We start from the raw sequence: 16,529 nt of genomic DNA on the forward strand, positions 1-16,529 counted from the left end.
TGACGCAAGCAATAAAGACGTCAATCGAAAACTCGCTCTAACACGCGCGTCTCCCAAGCCGCATCGTTTCACCGGGGGAAACGAAAGCAATTCGAAATACTTAAGAAAGCTGCGCCCCCTATCGCGACGCCGCCAGAACATCGCCTGGCATTCAAGGTTGAGGCAGCCTTCCTGTACCCCGGCCTACGCCCGAGCGCGTACCGGCAATCCGCCGACGAACGCCGCAATCCGTTCGCACGCGTCGATCAGACTCGCTTCGTCGACCACGAAACCCAACCGCACGAAGCCGTTCGCGGTTTCGCCAAAGGCGCTGGCGTCGAGCAGAGACACGCCTTGTGCGCGAAACAGCTGCCAGGTGAAATCAACCGTGTCGAGGCCCGTGCCGCTGACGTCGACCATCATGAACATACCGGCTTCGGGCAGCAGGCAACGCAAGCCCGCCACGCGATGCAGGCGCTCGAAGACGACATCGCGGCGGCGCCGGTAAACCTCGCGCATTTTGGCGACGATCGACGCCTTGTTCCGCAGGGCCGTCAACGCGGCCTGCTGGATGAAGCCAGGCAAACCATAGAGCATAGCCAGCGCGAGCCGCCCCATATGCTCGATCAGCGTGGCAGGCCCGATCGCCCAGCCCACACGCCAACCCGCCATGGCATGCGATTTCGACAGACTGCCGAGCGTCACCGTACGTTCCGCCATGCCGGGCAATGCAGCAATGCTCACATGCTCCCGCTCGAAGGTGAGATCCGCGTAGACCTCGTCGGACAGCACCCATAGGTCATGCTCGCTGGCGAGCCGCGCAATGCGCTCGAGATCGGCACGCGGCATCACCACGCCCGTCGGGTTGCACGGGGTGGCAAAGAAAATGGCCTGAGTGCGCGGCGTGATAGCCGCTTCGAGCGCGTCACAGTCAAGGTGAAATGCCCGCGCGGCATCGACCGGCACCGGCACGAGCGTGGCGCCCGCGGCGCGCACGCAGGCCTCGTACGTGAGATACATCGGCTCGGGAACGATCACTTCGTCGCCCGCTTCCAGCAGGCACAGTGAGGCAGCGAACACACCGTTCTGCGCACCTGCGGTCAGGATCACGTTGGCCGCGCTCACGGCGCAACCAGTGGTGCGCGCGTGTTCTTCGGCAATCACCGCACGCAGCGGCTCACGCCCGGACACGGCGCTGTAGTGCGTATCGCCGTCGCGCAATGCCTCGATTGCACGCTCGACGATCGGCGCGGGTGTCGCGAAGTCAGGGTCGCCAACACTCAGCACGATGACGTCTTCGCCATTGGCCAGCGCCTGTTGGGCGACGCGGTGGATCTCCCACGCCGACGTGCGCCGGCCCTGCAATCGCTCGACCAGATTCGAGTACTTCATTGACTCACCCCGTTTCGACTTGAGCCGCCAATGTAATGGGGCGCGTGCGAAACGTCCAGATACGAAAAAGAGTCACGCGAGCACTCTGTCTCGCGTGACCGTTCAATGAAGCCCCGCTTTAACGGAGGCGAAGTACGCTTAAACCTGCCGGCGCAGTTCCGCCGGCGGCACTTTCATCATATGGCGATACTTCGCCACTGTGCGCCGTGCCACCAGCACCCCCTGATCGGCCAGCATCCTCGCGAGCGTCACATCCGACAGCGGATCGTGCGTGTTCTCCGCGGCGATCATTTCCTTGAGCAACGCGCGCACCGCCGCGGCCGAACAGGTGCCACCGCTTTCCGTACCGAGTTCACGCGGGAAGAAGTGCTTGAACTCGAAAATGCCGCGTGGCGTCGCCATATATTTGTTGCCGGTCGCACGCGAAATGGTGGACTCATGCAGACCGAGTTCTTCAGCCACATCGCGCAGCACCATCGGCTTGAGCGCGATTTCCCCGTATTGGAAGAACGCCTTCTGATACGCGACGATGCATTCGGCCACGCGCTGAATCGTATCGAAGCGTTGCTGCGCATTGCGGATCAGCCAGCGTGCTTCCTGCAATTGCTGCGCGAGCGGCGAGCGGCTTGCACCGGCCGACTGCGCGAACAACTCGGCATACATGCGATGAATGCGTGCTCGCGGCTGCACGGCCGGATTGATCGACACGACCCATTTATTGCGCACCTGACGCACGATCACGTCCGGCACCACGTAGTTGTCTTCGGTGCAGCCGTAGCAATTGCCCGGCTTCGGGTCAAGCTTACGCACCAGCGCGCAGGCCACCCGCAGTTCCTCGGCGCTGCAGCCGATCTGCTTTTGCAGTTCCGCCTGTTCGCGGCGCGCGAGGCGTTCAAGATGCTGTTCGACGACCAGGCACGCGACATCGCGTCCCGGGGTATCCGCGGGCAACGCGTTCAATTGCAGCGACAGGCATTCGGACAGCGAGCGCGCGCCGAGACCGGGACGATCGAGCGATTGCACGAGGCGCAACGCCACCAGCAATTCTTCTTCGGTCAGTTCAGGCTGGAGGTCGACACTAGCCGCAAGATCGGCGAGCGACTGACGCAGATAGCCGTCATCGTCGAGCGCCTCGATGATGAAGCGCGCCACCGCGCGGTCGCGGTCATCGAGTCGAAAGAGGCGCAGCGAGTCGTGCAACTGCTCGCGCAAGGTGGGTTGGGAACGCGCCCATTCGGCGGGATCGCTACGCTCGGCGTCGCCGTTCTGGCGCGTCGAACTGCGGCTACTGTAGTCGCCTGAAAAGTCGCCGGGCACGTCATCCGGCCCCGCGCTCTCCATCGAGTCGCTGCCGTTGGGTTCAGCCGGCAACGATTCAGGTTCGGCAGCGGTGACGGGCTCCGTGGTGGGCGCGCCGTCGTCATCGCCTGGCGTTGCAGCGGCGAGCGCGACGTCTTCCGTGTCTGTCGCGTCGTACTCGAGGAACGGATTGGTGTCGAGCGCGGTGCGCAACTCCTGCTGGAACTCCAGCGACGACAACTGCAACAGCCGCACGGACTGCTGGAGACGCGGCGTGAGTGCGAGAGACTGCCTTGTGCGTAGTTCGATAGAAGGCATTGTAGTGAGGTCCCGTTAGTCGCAGAAAAATGGTACGTGGCCTCAATAGAGCAACTGTCATACCAGTTCGCCCAACATACTGTTTTTTCTCAGTTTCGCCTTTTCAGGTCCGCCGATTGCGCAGCAGGTGAGCGCCATTTTTACAAGAACCCGGCAATTTCCGGTCGCGGGCCTTTCGGGTTGCCGGACAAGCGCGCCGAACATGCCTTTCCCGCCACTCCTCAGCCTGAATGCCTGTGCCGTACGGGCATTCTCCGGCACCGAGTACCTGTGCCGGGGCCGGGCACATACCTTGCGGATGAACACGATGTGGACTGACGTGGGTCTTTTCACGCGAATTGGTCGCAGACAACAAGACCGCATCTTCATCAACATCCGAAGGAGAAACTATGAAGACCATCCAACTTTTGAAGACCGCAGGCGGCATCGCTTGTGTCGCATTCGCATTGAACGCTACGGCGCAGACCAGCGCTTCTGCTCCGCCGGCGGCATCCGAAAGCATGGGCCAGCACGTCGACGACGGCACCATCACCACCAAGGCCAAGGCCGAACTGCTTAGCGCGAAGAACGTCAAGTCGACCCACATTCACGTGAAGACCCGCAAGGGTGTGGTGTGGCTCACGGGTTCGGTGCCGTCGGCTGACGACAAGGCTGCAGCGGGAGAAGTCGTGAAAGGCATCGATGGCGTCTCGAGCGTGAGAAACCATTTGAAGATCGTGGCCGAATAAGTTCGGGCGATCCAACAGAGGGGAGCCGGCTTCCGCCGGCTCTCTTATTTACATTTAACGCCTGGTCGCAGCGTACTGATCACGCAGATCGCGCACACGGTCATGATTGAGCAGGACGCCCTGGTACTGGCGCTCGACAATGGCGCGCACATCCAGCGGCAAATCCTTTTCTAGCGCGTCGTGATAACGCTTCTTCGCGACGTCCTCACCCTTTTCGCACTCGGCCAGAATTTCGTGGTCACTGCGATCCGTCACCGCGGATTTCACATCGACCCAGCCGCGATGCAGCGCACCGCTTATGCTGCCACCGGTTTCAGGCTTGCCGCCCAAACCTTGCACTGCATCCTGCAATTCACGCGCGCCGCGCATGCAGTCTTCGGCACGCGACAGGAATATCGTCTTCAGTTGCGTGTCATGCGCGTCTTCTGCTGCCTTGCGAAAGCCCTTCTCGCCATCCTTCGACGTTTCGACCAGATCGTTCAGCACGGAAACAACGTTCGTAGCCATTCAATACCTCCAGGGGTTTCGTTCATCGAGGAATCCGCCGCTACGCGCGTGCATGTAGCAACGGGCTTCATGGACCTATGCGCATGGGCCGTGCCCGGCACGCTCGGCCGTCGAAGTCCCGAATGAATGTAAAACGGCCCGACATTCGTCGGGCCGTTCGGGTGCCTGCCACCTGTGGACTTAATCGAAAGCGCTCACTCAAGCATGCTTCTCGCTGAATTCAGTGAGCGGCTCGGGGGTTCTGCGTGGATCGAAGTCGGCCCAGCGCCCTTGCTGCCAGCGCCCACTCGCGCGTTCGATCGCCACGCCCCCTGCTTCGCGCAAAACACGAGCGGCGTCGAGTTGATTGTCGGGCGACACATGCACGGCAACCAGCACACCGGAATCGCGCAATTCTTCATGAAATGGAAAATGGTGACCGGATTTTCCGCCTTCGCGGGTGCGCGCCATCGCCCCGGCCAGTGAGCCAACGTAAGCGCCGACGCCGGCCGCGATCAGCGACACAAGTATCGGCGCCGAAAATGCCGCGAATATCGCAACGCCGACTACCGCGCCTACCACCGCGCCAATCGTGACGCCCATACCGGCCCCCTTCGGCGCATCCCTCGCACCCGGGTCGGTATGGGTATCACCGCCGATTGGATAACGCGCGTGCTGACCGCGAGGATTGACGAAAAACAGCGTGACGTCTTCCTCGACGAAACCTGCGTTGAAGAGCTTTTGGGCCGCATCTTCAGCGGCCGGGAAAGTTGTAAACCGTGCTGCGACGATGAGTGACATAAGGCCTCCTTGCATCGTTGGTTCGCGTTTTGCGGACCGCGCCGCCATACAACGCCGCGCTGAAAAATACGCGCAGGCGGTCGACATGCACCCGGATTACGCGGGGGTGCCGCGATCGGGTTCCATGCCTTCCACTCTGAACAGTCCACTATGCAACACTACGCCATCACCGCCGTTCCGGTCGAGTGCTTCCGCGCAAACCGGACGGATTCGGTTGCGCCCCTTGTCGAAAGCGGCCAGCAGGGTAGATTCGAGCGCGGAATCGGCGCCGAAATGATCTTCCAGCGCTTCAGCGGTGATCGCGCATACAACCGCTTCGCCGTTGACGCTCGCCATGAAGCGCACGGTCAGATTCGTTCCGTCGAAGGCCGGCTTGTCGTCGGGAAAAGTGATACGCATAAGGGAGTCCTTATAGGCCGGGCTTGGCAGGATGGCGTTCATGACGTCGCTCGTGACGCGCAAAAGACGTGCCTACGGCTGCGGCTCTTTTCCGGGTTCAGCATGCTGCTCGAGGGCGCTCTCCCTGGTCTATCCCATAGCCAAGGTGAGCCCTTGCAAGGACGTTCCTCGCCCGCATGCCGCAGCGCGCAACGCCTGCGGCGGGCATCGCCTTTGCTTGCCGCCAGTCATCGGCGCAAAGCGCGCCTCATGCTTGAAACTTCTACCGACAACAATGGCTGCCACGACCAGCTCGATTCCACACCGCGGAGAGCGCACTGAACGCGCTGACGACAGCGCGGCGCACGGCGCGCCCGCAACCATGCCGCCGGGCCTGCGCCATGCCGACGACAGCAAACCCGGCTACACCCGCCAGCGCGAAAGAGACGGCTTCGTGTACATCGACCTGAGCGGCAAGCGCATCGACGACGAAGAGGAAATTAGACGCATCAATGCGCTCGCCATTCCGCCCGCGTATGACAACGTATGGATCTGTCCCGACGCGCGTGGTCATATCCAGGCAACCGGCCGCGACGCGCGTGGCCGCAAGCAATACCGGTATCACCCACGCTGGCGCGAGACACGCGATGCCGATAAATACGAACGCATGGCGGAATTCGGACGTGCATTGCCAAAGATCCGCGCACGGGTCGCACGCGACCTGAAACTGCCGGGCATGCCATGCGACAAGGTTGTCGCCGCGATCGTGCAGTTGCTCGACACCACGCTAATACGCATTGGCAGCGCGGAATACGCGCGCGAGAACCAGTCGTACGGTTTGACGACACTGCGCAAGAAGCACGTCAAGATCGAAGCCGGCCAACTGCGCTTCAAGTTTCGCGGCAAGAGCGGGATCGAGCACGATGTGACCGTGGACAATCCCCGCATCAAACGCATCGTGCGGCGCTGCGCCGAACTGCCGGGCCACGACCTGTTCCAGTATCTCGACGAAGACGGCACGCGCCGCACCGTAGGGTCGGCCGATATCAACGATTACCTGCGGCGCGCGAGCAATGCCGACTTCACCGCCAAGGATTATCGAACGTGGGCCGGCAGCGTCTACGCATTGGCCGCGCTGCGGCGACTGATGTGCAGCAGCGCGGCCGAAGCGCGCCATCATCTGGTTGCGACCATCAAGGATGTGGCGGCCTTACTGCGCAATACGCCCGCGGTTTGCCGGCGCTGCTACATCCACCCTGCGGTAATCAGTGCGTTCGAAGCGGATGAATTGCAAAGCTTGCCGCCCGGCCAGGCGCGCCGGGGACTGCGAATGGATGAAGTGGCATTCGCCGATTTGCTCGCCTACGCTGAGAAACGCGCGGCGACGCTGGCTCGCAAAGCCGCCGCCAAGGGCCGCGTGCGGCGAGAGGCAACGGTGACGGACAGCATTAACGACTCGCTGACCGGTCTGCTGAAAAAGTCGCGCGCGGTGCGTAAGGAAGCAGCCACGAAGCCCGACGCCAAAGTTGGGGTGAAGTAAGCTCTACAAGCTGACTTATTGGCTAGCGCCGGAGGCGGCTGCCGCGGTCGGCGTACTCGCAGCCGCATCGGCCGCAGCAGCCGCACCGTTGCTCGTATCTGCCGTACTGCCGGTGGCCGCGTCACCATTCATCACGCCGCTGCTGGCCATCGCAGCACTGGCAGCGACAGAAGTATCCGCGCTGCTGGCGCTATCGGTACGTTTGCAACCGGCAGCCGCGCTCAGTAACACGATCGCGCCTACGATCAGCGCCTGCTTGCCGGCGCTCTGTCTGGATAGTTGTTTCATCACACTCCTCCGTCATCACGCGTTACTCCACAGGAACGCAGCAAGGGCCATGCCGCGCGGCAGTCGAAATAGTTTCCAACGCGCCAGCATCCTTTACGTGTCGTTTCCAGCGCGCCGTCTGACCACGGCACTGCATTGTGCCGACGCCACTGCTGTAGCGGCGCCGAAAACAGGAGGAACGCCGGTTGCTCAGTACCCGGCACATCGAACCGATGAAGGAGAAACATCATGGTCAATCAGACACAGACCTTGGGCGGCATGCGCCAGGGACAGGGCGCACGTATCGTCGGCAAGGGTAGCGCGAGCGCCGAAGGTCCCGGCCCGGACGTGATGGCGGCAGCCACCCTCGACGGCAACAAGGTGATCAGCAGCGATGGCGAGGACATCGGCAAGGTCAAGGACATCATGCTCGACGTCGGCTCCGGTCGCATCGCGTATGTGGTGCTGTCGAGCGGCGGCTTTCTCGGCATCGGCGACAAACTGCTGGCGATTCCGTGGAGCGCATTGACGCTCGATACCCAACAGAAGTGCTTCGTGCTCGATATGACGGCCGAGCGCGTGAAAAACGCACCGGGTTTCGACAAGGATCACTGGCCGGCGATGGCTGACCAGACGTGGGCCACGTCCGTCCACCAGTACTACGGCAGCGAACCGTACTGGGGGCGCGATCCCTACTATCGGCACGACGATCTGGGCGTCGGCGACATTCCGGCGGGATCGTCGGATGCGCCGGAAGCTGGTGGGCTGAAGCTGTAATCCGCACACCGTTGCTGGCAAGTCCGGGGCGTTGTTTCGAACGGTTCCCGCAGTGATGTGCCGGTTTGCCGCCAACGGCAGCAGTGCCAAGCGTTCGGGCGAGCGCCCCGAGGGGACGCATGCGGGCGCGTGGCCGTCAACCGCTGCGCGTGCGCCGTCCACATGCTGGTCCACCCGGATGCTCATGCACGAAACTCTGTGGTTTCTTATCGTCGGCGCCGTGCTCATTTTTATGGGCGTGGCGGCGACGACACTGCGGCGGCTGCCCGTTAGCGCCGCCATGTTCTACCTCGCCATCGGCTACGCACTCGGGCCACCCGGCATGGATCTGTTGCGCCTCAATATCGTCGCCGACGCGCATCTGCTGCGAATCATCACCGAAGTCGCGCTACTTGTCTCCTTGTTCGCCATCGGTCTACGTTTGCGGCTGGGCGTATTCGAGCAACTCTGGACCGTGCCGCTGCGTCTCGGCTTCCTCGCCATGCTGGCGACCATTCCACTGCTCACGCTGTTCGGCGTGTATGTATTGCATCTCGGCTGGGGGCCGTCCCTGCTGCTTGCGGCAATCCTCGCACCGACCGATCCGGTGCTGGCCCACGACGTCCAGGTCCACAATCCCGGCGATCACGATCTGCTGCGCTTTGCGCTCTCCGGCGAAGGCGGCCTGAACGACGGCATCGCACTTCCCTTCGTCATGCTCGGCCTCGCGATATGCGCGACGCCCGCTGCCAGAGTCGGCGACGTGCTGACGTTCAGGCTCGCCGGCGGCATCGTATGGGGCGTGGTCGGCGCCATCGCGATCGGCGGCCTGTTCGGCTGGGTCACAACGCATGCGGTCGCCTGGCTGCGTACGCGCCACGCGCAGGCACTCGGTCTCGAAGGCTTCTTCGCGTTGGGGCTGATCGAACTCTCGTTCGGCGCGGCGCAGCTCGCGCATACCTATGGCTTCCTCGCGGTGTTCGCCGCGGGCGTCGCGATGCGCCGCGTCGAGCATCGCGCGAGCGGTGGCGTTTCGGCACGCGAAGCGATCGGTACGGTCGATTCCGAAGACGTCGAGGCGACCGCGGCAAACCCGGACAAAGCGCATGCGTTTATGACCGAGTCGGTCATGGGATTCACGATCGAACTTGAACGCATCGCCGAGGTAGCGGTGATGGCGATGGTCGGTAACGTGCTCGCCACGCTGCAAGTGCCGCTTTTCACATGGCAGACGGTTACGCTCACCGTGGCGCTGTTCGTGCTCGTGCGGCCGGTGTCGGTAGAGTTGTCGCTGCTGGGGTCGAACGCGACGCATGCGCAGCGGCGTTTGATGAGCTGGTTCGGCATCCGCGGCATCGGTTCGTTTTACTACCTGGCGTACGCGCTCGAACATGGCGCGGCGTCCGACGTCACACCGTTGGTGCCGCTGACGCTGGCGGTCGTCGCGACGTCGGTTGTGATTCATGGTGTCTCGGCTACGCCTCTGATGAACTGGTATCACAGGCTGCGTAGCAGCGAAAACTAACATTTCGCGCCGGTTTGCGTCGCGCCGCGCTGACGGAAACTGCGCCATGGCCGGAATCGGGTTCGACCCGCGCAAGGCGCTCATCGGTAAAACGCGGGTCGGATCGATGCCTGTTGTCATGCTGACCAGCCCTGCCTGTTCGATCATCAATTGGAGTCGCTAGAATACGAGTCCTTCATGCAGCAACGGGCTCCCACCCATTCGATGACCTCTCCCAAAGATTCAAGACGTGAAGCACGCACGAGCGCTGCCAACTCGCTGTTTGCTTTTCTCAAGTCGCTGCCGCTGGGCGATCGGCTGGCCGAAGGCAGCGTAATGGCCGCGCAGGCAGTGGCCGGCGCCAGCCTCGCTTTCGCGATCGGCCGGTGGCTGCATACCGAACAAGCCTTCTGGGCCGCGATTACGGCGATCGCGGTCAGCCAGCATAGTTATATCGACACCCGCAATCTCTCGCGCGACCAGTTCATCGGCGCGATGGTCGGGGCCGTTTGCGGCCTCGTCGGCGCAACACTTGGCGGCGGCCATCTCGCCGCTTACGCGGCCACGGTTGCGGTGGCCATCGTGACGTGCTGGATCGTGAACGTGGGCAGCGCGGCGCGTCTGGGCGGCATTACGGCGACCATCATGCTGCTGGTGCCGGGCATGGGTTCCCCGTGGGACAAGGCCCTGTTGCGCCTCGGCGAAGTCACGCTGGGCACGGTCTGCGCGCTGCTGGTGACCTTGATCATGTCGAGGATAGAGAAGCGCTGGTTCGGCAGGCCCGAGAAGGCCTAGCCCGCTTTCTGATCGCTCTCCTGCGGTTGACGCCGGTAACGGCCCGGCGTCACACCGACGCTCTGCTGAAACGCCTTGCCGAAGGCGGCTTCCGATTGATACCCCACGGCCTCACCGATCTCCGCGGCGCTGCGCTGCGTGCGCAGCAGCAGATCGCACGCGATCGTCATGCGGATCTGCATAAGGAAGTCCATCACCGTCATGCCCGCGCACGCGTTGAAGTGGCGTGCGTAAGTCGCACGGGACATCGCCGCGCGTTCACCTAGCTCCGCGATCGTCCACGCCCGCTCGGGAGCGCTCAGCATGCCTTGTACAGAAGCACTCAGACGCGCATCGGCCAGCAGCGCCAACACGCCTGAGCTTGATGCATGCTGTTCCCCATGCCTGCGCAGGGCCATCGCGAAGAGTGCGTGGCTCAATGCGGTGACGATCGCGAGCGCACCGGGCTGACGTTGCCCGGCTTCGGCTCGCATCAGCGCAATCACCGTCTGCAACGCGCCGAGCGTTTGCACACCGCCAAGCGACACATGAAATGGATCGGGCAGCGCGTTGAGCAGCAACGCGGAGGAACCCGGTGTGTAGACGAAGCGGCCGCAGAGAAGATCGAGATCGGCGCCGGCGTCGTGCTCGCCGTTGGGATGGTGGGTATCGGCGGCACCATCATTGCGGCGCAACGGCAGCATGCCGTCATGACCCAACGTCAGCGGCGCCGTGGCCGCCGCACGCCCGATGTCGCGCACCCGGTGCGCGGCGCCACGCGGAAACAGCACGAAATCCCCCGTGTGCAACGCAATCTGCGCCCCACCCGCCGTCTCGACAACGCATGCCCCGCCAAGCACCAGATGAAACGGCGCAATACCCGCCTCCAGCGGCGCATGATCGATCTCGAAGCCACCCGTGAGCAGGCAACGCAGATCGAGGCTGGCTTGCGGTCGGGCAAGGTCAATCAGTCGGCTGAGCGTATCCATGAGACGATCGCGCTAAAAGTTGAGCGAATCGAGTATTCAGGATATCGCGGTACGGCGCAATACTCTTTCCCACGACACCGGCATCCGCCGGCGCGTTGCCAACAAAGGAGCACTGTCATGTTGAACTGGATCGATTACCGCAAGGAACTGTTCGGTCGCATCGGCGAGATCGCCAAACTGTCGCCGGACACCGTGAAGGCGTACCAGACGATGTCGAGCGCCGGCCAGAAGGCTGACCTGCTCGGCGCGAAGACGCGTGAGCTGATTTCGCTCGCGGTGGCCGTGAGCGTTCGATGCGACGGCTGTATCACCGTACACACCGCCGAAGCGCTGAAACACGGCGCGACGCGCGAAGAGATCGCCGAAGCGCTCGGCGTAGCGATCGCGGTAAACGCGGGCGCCGCCATGGTGTACTCGGCACGCACGATGGACGCCGTCGCCGCTTATCAAGCGGACAGCAAGCCGGCGGCGTGAAGGAAGCGGTTTAGCGGTTTGGCGGTGAGCTATGCTCAGCGAGCTTAGCTCACCGCCAAACCGCTTCACCGCTCGCCCGCGCCCCGCTGCTCGCCTCTCATCTCCCGCTCGCCGCGCGCTATACCGGATGGCGCGCCTCTTCAAGCTGCTTGCGGCGCGCCTCGCCCTGCCGCTCCAGCATCCAGCCCGGATATTCAGCAGGCAGCGTACTGACCTGAGCGAGCTTCGCAATCTCATCGGCGGTCAACGTGACACCGGTGGCAGCGATGTTGTCGTCAAGCTGTTCAATTTTCTTCGCGCCGACGATCACCGAGGTCACCACGCGTTGATGCAGCAGCCACGCTAGCGCAATCTGCGCCACCGACACCTTCTTCGCCTCGGCGATATCGCGCATCACGTCGATGCAGTCATAAGCGCGCTCGCGATTGACCGGCGGAAAATCGAACGTCGTGCGACGGCTGCCTGCTTCGCCTTGCTGCTCACGCCCATATTTGCCGCTCAGCAAGCCGCCCGCGAGCGGACTCCACACCATCAGTCCAAGACCTTCGCTGCGCAGCATCGGCACGAGTTCGCGTTCGAGGTCCCGCCCCGCCAGCGTGTAGTAAGCCTGTAGCGTTTCAAACCGTGCAAGGCCGAAGCGTTCCGCAATACCCAGGGCCTTAACGATCTGCCACGCGGCCCAGTTCGACACGCCGACATAGCGCACATGACCATGCTGAACCAGCGTATCGAGCGCGCGCACGGTTTCTTCGATCGGCGTAGCCGGATCGAAACCGTGGATCTGATACAGGTCGACGTGATCGAGTTGCAGGCGCTTCAGGCTCGCCTTGATGCCGTCGATGATGTGATAGCGCGACGCCCCGCGTGCGTTGGGAAACTCGGCCGTGGGGCCAAATACTTTGGTTGCGACCACCACTTTGTCGCGCGGCACTTTAAGGTTCTTCAGCGCCTGCCCCGTGATCTGTTCGGACAAGCCCTCGGCATAGACGTCGGCGGTGTCGATGAAATTGATACCCGCGTCGAGCGCCCGGCCGACCAGCCGCTCCGCATCTCCCTGCTGCAGATCGCCGATCTGCTTCCACATGCCCTCGCCGCCACCGAAAGTCATCGTGCCGAGGCATAGCTCTGAAACAAACACACCGGTACGGCCTAACTGGTTGTATCGCATCGTCGAGACTCCATCATGGATTCGTGGATGAATGAGCCGTACAGAGTACTGCACCTGGCAAGTTTCAGCAGGGCCCGGTGTGAGTGTTAGCCGGTCGCCCGGCGAACGGATGTTTCAAACTCCTTACGGATCGCACACCGCCTGCGGCAGCAATTCTCCGTCCTCGAAAAAACGCCCGACTCCTCGGAAAGCGACGCGCCATGCGGGTCTGCGACCAGCGTCGGCGATTCGCAACATATCCGTAAGTTATGCCGATGGCATTTGGAAAGTCTCGGTAAGGCGTGTATAAGTCGGACCATTCCGCTCGTATGTTGTAGTGCCTTCACTAGGGACCACGCGTATGAAGAAGAAAAAGTTTGGAATCGGTCTGGGCAGCGTCGTGCTGCTCTCCAAAGCACTCACCCCTTCCGCGATGGCCGCGTGCACCAATACCGCACCGCCAAGCAATACCATCGTCACCTGCACGGGCAGCGGCATCACTGCCGTGATTGCGCAAACCGGCAGCACGGGTGTGACGATCAATGCCGATAACACAACGTCGGGCAATCTCGTGCGCAGCGCCAATCCGGTTGCCTTCAGCGTCGACACCAATAGCAAGATCGACAGCAGTGGCAACTTCTCGCTGACGGGTGGCGGCGGGACGGGCGGCGTACGCGGCGCCGTCCTGCTCGGCGTGAACAACGGCAATCAGATCACCAACGCGCGCGGCGCGGTCATCACCACGAGCGGTGCCTACAACGACGGCATGGCCGCCAACGGCAGCAACAACACCCTGGCCAATCTCGGCACGATTACCACCAGCGGCCCCAACGCTTACGGCATGACAGCCGCGTGGGGACAAACGAACACTGGCCAGTTGAACAACGCGCTGATCAACAGCGGTACGGTGACGACCTCAGGCAGCAACGCGCGCGCGGCATCGATTCTGGGCGGCAGCGGCACCATCAACAACAGCGGCACGCTGTCTACCTCCGGCGCGGCCAGTACAACCGCATATCTGCAAGGCAATAACGACACGTTGATCAATAGCGGCGCGATCAGCGCGAGCGGCAGCGGCTCGGACGCGGTGTTTTCGAACACGGTGGGATCGAGCTTCGTGGCGACGATCCAGAACCTCGCGGGCGGCAGCATCATCAGCCAGAACGGCTCCGGCATCCGTACGCTCAACGGCAACAGCACCATCATCAATGCGGGGCTCGTGCAAAGCGGCATCGGCACGGCAATCACGATGGGCAACGGCAACAATACGCTGATCCTGCAAACCGGCTCCGTGATCAACGGCGCGGCCGACGGCGGAGCGGGAACCAACACGGTGACCTTGCAAGGCTCGGGCACGGCGTCGAATGCGTTTACCAACTTTCAGACCTTGCAGATGCAAGGCGCGTTGTGGAACTGGACCGGTAGCGGGACCTTCTCGCTCGCGCATGTTCAGACCGGCACGCTCAATCTGACCGGCACACTCGGCGCGAGCGCGACAGCGCTGATCGATAGCGGCGCGACCTTACAGGCGAACGCGCAGAACCTGCCCGCCAGCGTGACCGATAACGGACTCGTGCGATTTGCCCAGGACAACGCGGGCACCTATGCGGGATCGATCAGCGGCACGGGCGCAGTCGATAAAACCGGCGCTGGCGTGTTGACGCTCGCACCGGCTGCGGCGACCGGCAACACTTACTCGGGCGGCACGACAATCGATCAAGGAACGATCGCCGTCGGCGCTGACAATGCGCTCGGCGCGAACACCGGCGGCCTCACGTTCAACGGCGGCACCTTGCAATTGACGACGAGCTTCGATCTCGCCGGCACGCGTGCAATCACGCTGGCAGCGGGCGGCGGCACGATCGATATGCAATCGTTCAATACCGCGCTCGCCCAGGCAGTGAGCGGGACCGGCGCCTTGACGAAAGCCGGCAGCGGCAGCTTGCTGATGACCGGCCTGAGCACCTATAGCGGCCCCACCACGGTCGCCGCGGGCAGCCTCGCGATCGGCGATGCAACCCATACAGGCGCCGCGCTCACGGGCGGCGGCGCTACGACCGTTGCCTCAGGCGCGACGCTCGGCGGCTATGGCAGCGTGACGGGCGCGGTCACGAACAGCGGCACGCTCGCGGTGGCGAATGCCGTGCCGTTGTTGGCAAGCGAGGGGACCGGCGCGTTCTCGATCAACGGCTCGCTGGTGAACGCCGGGCTTGTGCAGATCGGCGGCCCGGCCGCAGCGGGCGTGGGCAACCAGTTGAATGTGACCGGCAACTATGCCGGACAGAACGGCACCATCGGACTGAACACGGTCGTCGCCGGCGACGGCGCGGCGTCCGATCGCCTCGTACTGAGCGGCGGAACGGCCACCGGCTCAACGCGCCTGCAAGTCACAAACGTCGGCGGCCAGGGCGCACAAACGGTAGCGGACGGTATTCAACTGATTCAGGCGACCAACGGCGCCACCACTGACACGAGCGCCTTCACGCTGGCCGTACCGGTGAAGGCCGGCGCCTATTCCTACTATCTCGCCAAAGGCGGTGTGAGCGGCGGCACGACGGAGAACTGGTATCTGCGCAATACGGTCGCGCCGCTGCCCAACGGGGTGACAACGCCACCCCCGGCCACCACGCCAGGGCAGCCCGTCACTACGCCAGACGAGCCCGGCGAACCGATTGCGGCCGAGGGCACGCCGCCGCTGCCGGTCGCGCCGCCCGCGGGCTCGGGCGCCATCCCGCTGTATCGCGTCGAAGTGCCGGTCTACGCAGCAGCGCCCGGCGTCGCGCGTGAACTCGGCCTCATGCAGATCGATACATTTCATGACCGGCAAGGCGATCAGGCCTTGTTGAACGACAGCGGCACACTGCCTGCCGCATGGGGCCGCGCCTGGGGCGGCCATAGCGTGCTGAGCCAGAACGGCACGGTGAGTCCGCAATTCGACGGCTCGGTGTATGGCATTCAGGCCGGGCAGGATCTTTACGCGGATCACAGCGCTAGCGGCCAGCGCAATCACTATGGGTTGTTCGTGGGTTTCGCGCGAGCGACTGGCGACGTCGACGGCTTCGCGCTCGGCATGCCCAATCTCGCTGTGGGCCACCTCGCGATCAACGCGTACAGCCTCGGCGGCTACTGGACGCATATCGGCCCGAGCGGTTGGTACACGGACGCCGTGCTGATGCGGAGTTCGTTGACCGTCGATCCGCTCTCGAGCGATGGCCTTAGCACGACGACGCACGGCGACGCAGTGACCGGTTCGGTCGAGGGCGGTCTGCCGATTCCGCTCGGCGCGGGGCTCACGCTCGAACCGCAAGCGCAACTCGTGTGGCAGCGTCTCGCGCTCTCCGATTTCAACGATGGCGTATCGAACGTCGGCTTCAACAGCGGCAATACTTTCGTCGGACGAATCGGCGCGCGCCTGCAAGGCCAGTTCGATGCCGTCGCTGTCGCCTGGCGGCCTTATCTGCGCGTCAGTTTCTTACGCACGTTCGGCGCCGACGACAAAGTCACCTTCGGCGGCGAGACCGTGATTCCGGGGACCGTCGGGCAAACGGCGGCGCAACTCGGCGCGGGCGTGGCCGGTCAATTCAGCACGTCGGGCAGCGTCTTCGCGACGCTCGGTTGGGTGACGAACCTGGGTGGCGCGCACCAGAGAACGGTGACGGGCGATGCGGGGGTGCGCTGGGTCTGGTAATTCTGCGCA

15 protein-coding genes are annotated in these 16,529 nt (G+C 63.3%); 7 read left to right on the plus strand and 8 right to left on the minus strand.

The genetic code is table 11. The annotated features are described in order from the left end of the window. Positions 1 to 183 precede the first annotated feature (183 nt). Both PQQ96_RS18090 and PQQ96_RS18095 read right to left on the minus strand, forming a co-directional pair. Positions 184 to 1,371 carry a pyridoxal phosphate-dependent aminotransferase gene (locus tag PQQ96_RS18090; RefSeq protein WP_408294454.1) on the minus strand — a complete coding sequence of 396 codons (1,188 nt, stop codon included), beginning with the start codon at positions 1,369 to 1,371 and terminating at the stop codon, positions 184 to 186. 138 nt (positions 1,372 to 1,509) lie between these two features. Next, positions 1,510 to 2,988 carry an RNA polymerase factor sigma-54 gene (locus PQQ96_RS18095; RefSeq protein WP_408294456.1) on the minus strand — a complete coding sequence of 493 codons (1,479 nt, stop codon included), beginning with the start codon at positions 2,986 to 2,988 and terminating at the stop codon, positions 1,510 to 1,512. 389 nt (positions 2,989 to 3,377) lie between these two features. Between PQQ96_RS18095 and PQQ96_RS18100 the strand changes: the two genes are divergently transcribed. Beyond that, positions 3,378 to 3,716 carry a BON domain-containing protein gene (locus tag PQQ96_RS18100; RefSeq protein WP_408294457.1) on the plus strand — a complete coding sequence of 113 codons (339 nt, stop codon included), beginning with the start codon at positions 3,378 to 3,380 and terminating at the stop codon, positions 3,714 to 3,716. 54 nt (positions 3,717 to 3,770) lie between these two features. On the opposite strand, the gene PQQ96_RS18105 is transcribed toward PQQ96_RS18100, so the two are convergent. The 3 genes from PQQ96_RS18105 to PQQ96_RS18115 all read right to left on the minus strand — a co-directional run bounded on the left by PQQ96_RS18105 (position 3,771) and on the right by PQQ96_RS18115 (position 5,444). After that, the gene (locus PQQ96_RS18105; protein ID WP_408294460.1) at positions 3,771 to 4,223 is read right to left on the minus strand and encodes a PA2169 family four-helix-bundle protein; all 453 of its coding nucleotides are present in this window, start codon (positions 4,221 to 4,223) and stop codon (positions 3,771 to 3,773) included. Between the two features lie 198 nt (positions 4,224 to 4,421). After that, positions 4,422 to 5,003 (minus strand): hypothetical protein, encoded by a 582-nt coding sequence (locus PQQ96_RS18110; protein WP_408294463.1) that lies wholly within the window; start codon positions 5,001 to 5,003, stop codon positions 4,422 to 4,424. A gap of 96 nt (positions 5,004 to 5,099) precedes the next feature. After that, on the minus strand, positions 5,100 to 5,444 hold the full coding sequence (locus tag PQQ96_RS18115) for a DUF1488 family protein (RefSeq protein ID WP_408294465.1): 345 nt from the start codon (positions 5,442 to 5,444) through the stop codon (positions 5,100 to 5,102). A 232-nt stretch (positions 5,445 to 5,676) separates the two neighbouring features. Between PQQ96_RS18115 and PQQ96_RS18120 the strand changes: the two genes are divergently transcribed. Beyond that, positions 5,677 to 6,921: a DNA topoisomerase IB gene (locus PQQ96_RS18120; protein ID WP_408294468.1), complete on the plus strand. Its 1,245-nt coding sequence runs from the start codon at positions 5,677 to 5,679 to the stop codon at positions 6,919 to 6,921. Between the two features lie 15 nt (positions 6,922 to 6,936). Here the strand turns inward: PQQ96_RS18120 and PQQ96_RS18125 are convergent, their stop codons facing one another. Then, complete coding sequence (locus PQQ96_RS18125; RefSeq protein ID WP_408294470.1) at positions 6,937 to 7,209, minus strand: hypothetical protein; 273 nt, start codon at positions 7,207 to 7,209, stop codon at positions 6,937 to 6,939. A 228-nt stretch (positions 7,210 to 7,437) separates the two neighbouring features. Between PQQ96_RS18125 and PQQ96_RS18130 the strand changes: the two genes are divergently transcribed. From PQQ96_RS18130 to PQQ96_RS18140, 3 genes are all read left to right on the plus strand, one after another. Beyond that, entirely contained in the window at positions 7,438 to 7,965 is a 528-nt protein-coding gene (locus PQQ96_RS18130) for a PRC-barrel domain-containing protein (RefSeq protein ID WP_408294473.1), read from the plus strand. Positions 7,966 to 8,149: 184 nt separating this feature from the next. Beyond that, the gene (locus tag PQQ96_RS18135; RefSeq protein WP_408294476.1) at positions 8,150 to 9,469 is read left to right on the plus strand and encodes a cation:proton antiporter; all 1,320 of its coding nucleotides are present in this window, start codon (positions 8,150 to 8,152) and stop codon (positions 9,467 to 9,469) included. 204 nt (positions 9,470 to 9,673) lie between these two features. Beyond that, positions 9,674 to 10,243 (plus strand): FUSC family protein, encoded by a 570-nt coding sequence (locus PQQ96_RS18140; protein ID WP_408294535.1) that lies wholly within the window; start codon positions 9,674 to 9,676, stop codon positions 10,241 to 10,243. On the opposite strand, the gene PQQ96_RS18145 is transcribed toward PQQ96_RS18140, so the two are convergent. After that, on the minus strand, positions 10,240 to 11,211 hold the full coding sequence (locus PQQ96_RS18145; RefSeq protein ID WP_408294479.1) for a cupin domain-containing protein: 972 nt from the start codon (positions 11,209 to 11,211) through the stop codon (positions 10,240 to 10,242). The genes PQQ96_RS18140 and PQQ96_RS18145 overlap by 4 nt on opposite strands. 117 nt (positions 11,212 to 11,328) lie before the next feature. On the opposite strand from PQQ96_RS18145, the gene PQQ96_RS18150 reads away from it, so the two are divergent. Further along, the gene (locus tag PQQ96_RS18150) at positions 11,329 to 11,685 is read left to right on the plus strand and encodes a carboxymuconolactone decarboxylase family protein (RefSeq protein WP_408294481.1); all 357 of its coding nucleotides are present in this window, start codon (positions 11,329 to 11,331) and stop codon (positions 11,683 to 11,685) included. A gap of 118 nt (positions 11,686 to 11,803) precedes the next feature. Here PQQ96_RS18150 and PQQ96_RS18155 read toward each other — a convergent pair whose 3' ends face one another. Next, a complete protein-coding gene (locus PQQ96_RS18155) occupies positions 11,804 to 12,853 on the minus strand; it encodes an aldo/keto reductase (RefSeq protein WP_408294484.1) in 1,050 nt (349 codons plus the stop codon). A 340-nt stretch (positions 12,854 to 13,193) separates the two neighbouring features. On the opposite strand from PQQ96_RS18155, the gene PQQ96_RS18160 reads away from it, so the two are divergent. Next, the gene (locus tag PQQ96_RS18160; protein WP_408294487.1) at positions 13,194 to 16,520 is read left to right on the plus strand and encodes an autotransporter domain-containing protein; all 3,327 of its coding nucleotides are present in this window, start codon (positions 13,194 to 13,196) and stop codon (positions 16,518 to 16,520) included. The last annotated feature ends 9 nt before the right edge of the window (positions 16,521 to 16,529 follow it).

This window comes from Paraburkholderia sediminicola, from assembly GCF_046027825.1.
GTDB lineage: Bacteria > Pseudomonadota > Gammaproteobacteria > Burkholderiales > Burkholderiaceae > Paraburkholderia > Paraburkholderia sediminicola_D.

What these genes read in the sequence shown, in the direction of transcription:
- PQQ96_RS18155 (WP_408294484.1), bottom strand. Translation starts at nt 12,853, where the DNA reads ATGCGATACAACCAGTTAGGCCGTACCGGTGTGTTTGTTTCAGAGCTA.
- PQQ96_RS18100 (WP_408294457.1), top strand. Translation starts at nt 3,378, where the DNA reads ATGAAGACCATCCAACTTTTGAAGACCGCAGGCGGCATCGCTTGTGTC.
- PQQ96_RS18105 (WP_408294460.1), bottom strand. Translation starts at nt 4,223, where the DNA reads ATGGCTACGAACGTTGTTTCCGTGCTGAACGATCTGGTCGAAACGTCG.
- PQQ96_RS18125 (WP_408294470.1), bottom strand. Translation starts at nt 7,209, where the DNA reads ATGAAACAACTATCCAGACAGAGCGCCGGCAAGCAGGCGCTGATCGTA.
- PQQ96_RS18110 (WP_408294463.1), bottom strand. Translation starts at nt 5,003, where the DNA reads ATGTCACTCATCGTCGCAGCACGGTTTACAACTTTCCCGGCCGCTGAA.
- PQQ96_RS18140 (WP_408294535.1), top strand. Translation starts at nt 9,674, where the DNA reads ATGACCTCTCCCAAAGATTCAAGACGTGAAGCACGCACGAGCGCTGCC.
- PQQ96_RS18145 (WP_408294479.1), bottom strand. Translation starts at nt 11,211, where the DNA reads ATGGATACGCTCAGCCGACTGATTGACCTTGCCCGACCGCAAGCCAGC.
- PQQ96_RS18115 (WP_408294465.1), bottom strand. Translation starts at nt 5,444, where the DNA reads ATGAACGCCATCCTGCCAAGCCCGGCCTATAAGGACTCCCTTATGCGT.
- PQQ96_RS18090 (WP_408294454.1), bottom strand. Translation starts at nt 1,371, where the DNA reads ATGAAGTACTCGAATCTGGTCGAGCGATTGCAGGGCCGGCGCACGTCG.
- PQQ96_RS18135 (WP_408294476.1), top strand. Translation starts at nt 8,150, where the DNA reads ATGCACGAAACTCTGTGGTTTCTTATCGTCGGCGCCGTGCTCATTTTT.
- PQQ96_RS18130 (WP_408294473.1), top strand. Translation starts at nt 7,438, where the DNA reads ATGGTCAATCAGACACAGACCTTGGGCGGCATGCGCCAGGGACAGGGC.
- PQQ96_RS18150 (WP_408294481.1), top strand. Translation starts at nt 11,329, where the DNA reads ATGTTGAACTGGATCGATTACCGCAAGGAACTGTTCGGTCGCATCGGC.
- PQQ96_RS18120 (WP_408294468.1), top strand. Translation starts at nt 5,677, where the DNA reads ATGGCTGCCACGACCAGCTCGATTCCACACCGCGGAGAGCGCACTGAA.
- PQQ96_RS18160 (WP_408294487.1), top strand. Translation starts at nt 13,194, where the DNA reads ATGAAGAAGAAAAAGTTTGGAATCGGTCTGGGCAGCGTCGTGCTGCTC.
- PQQ96_RS18095 (WP_408294456.1), bottom strand. Translation starts at nt 2,988, where the DNA reads ATGCCTTCTATCGAACTACGCACAAGGCAGTCTCTCGCACTCACGCCG.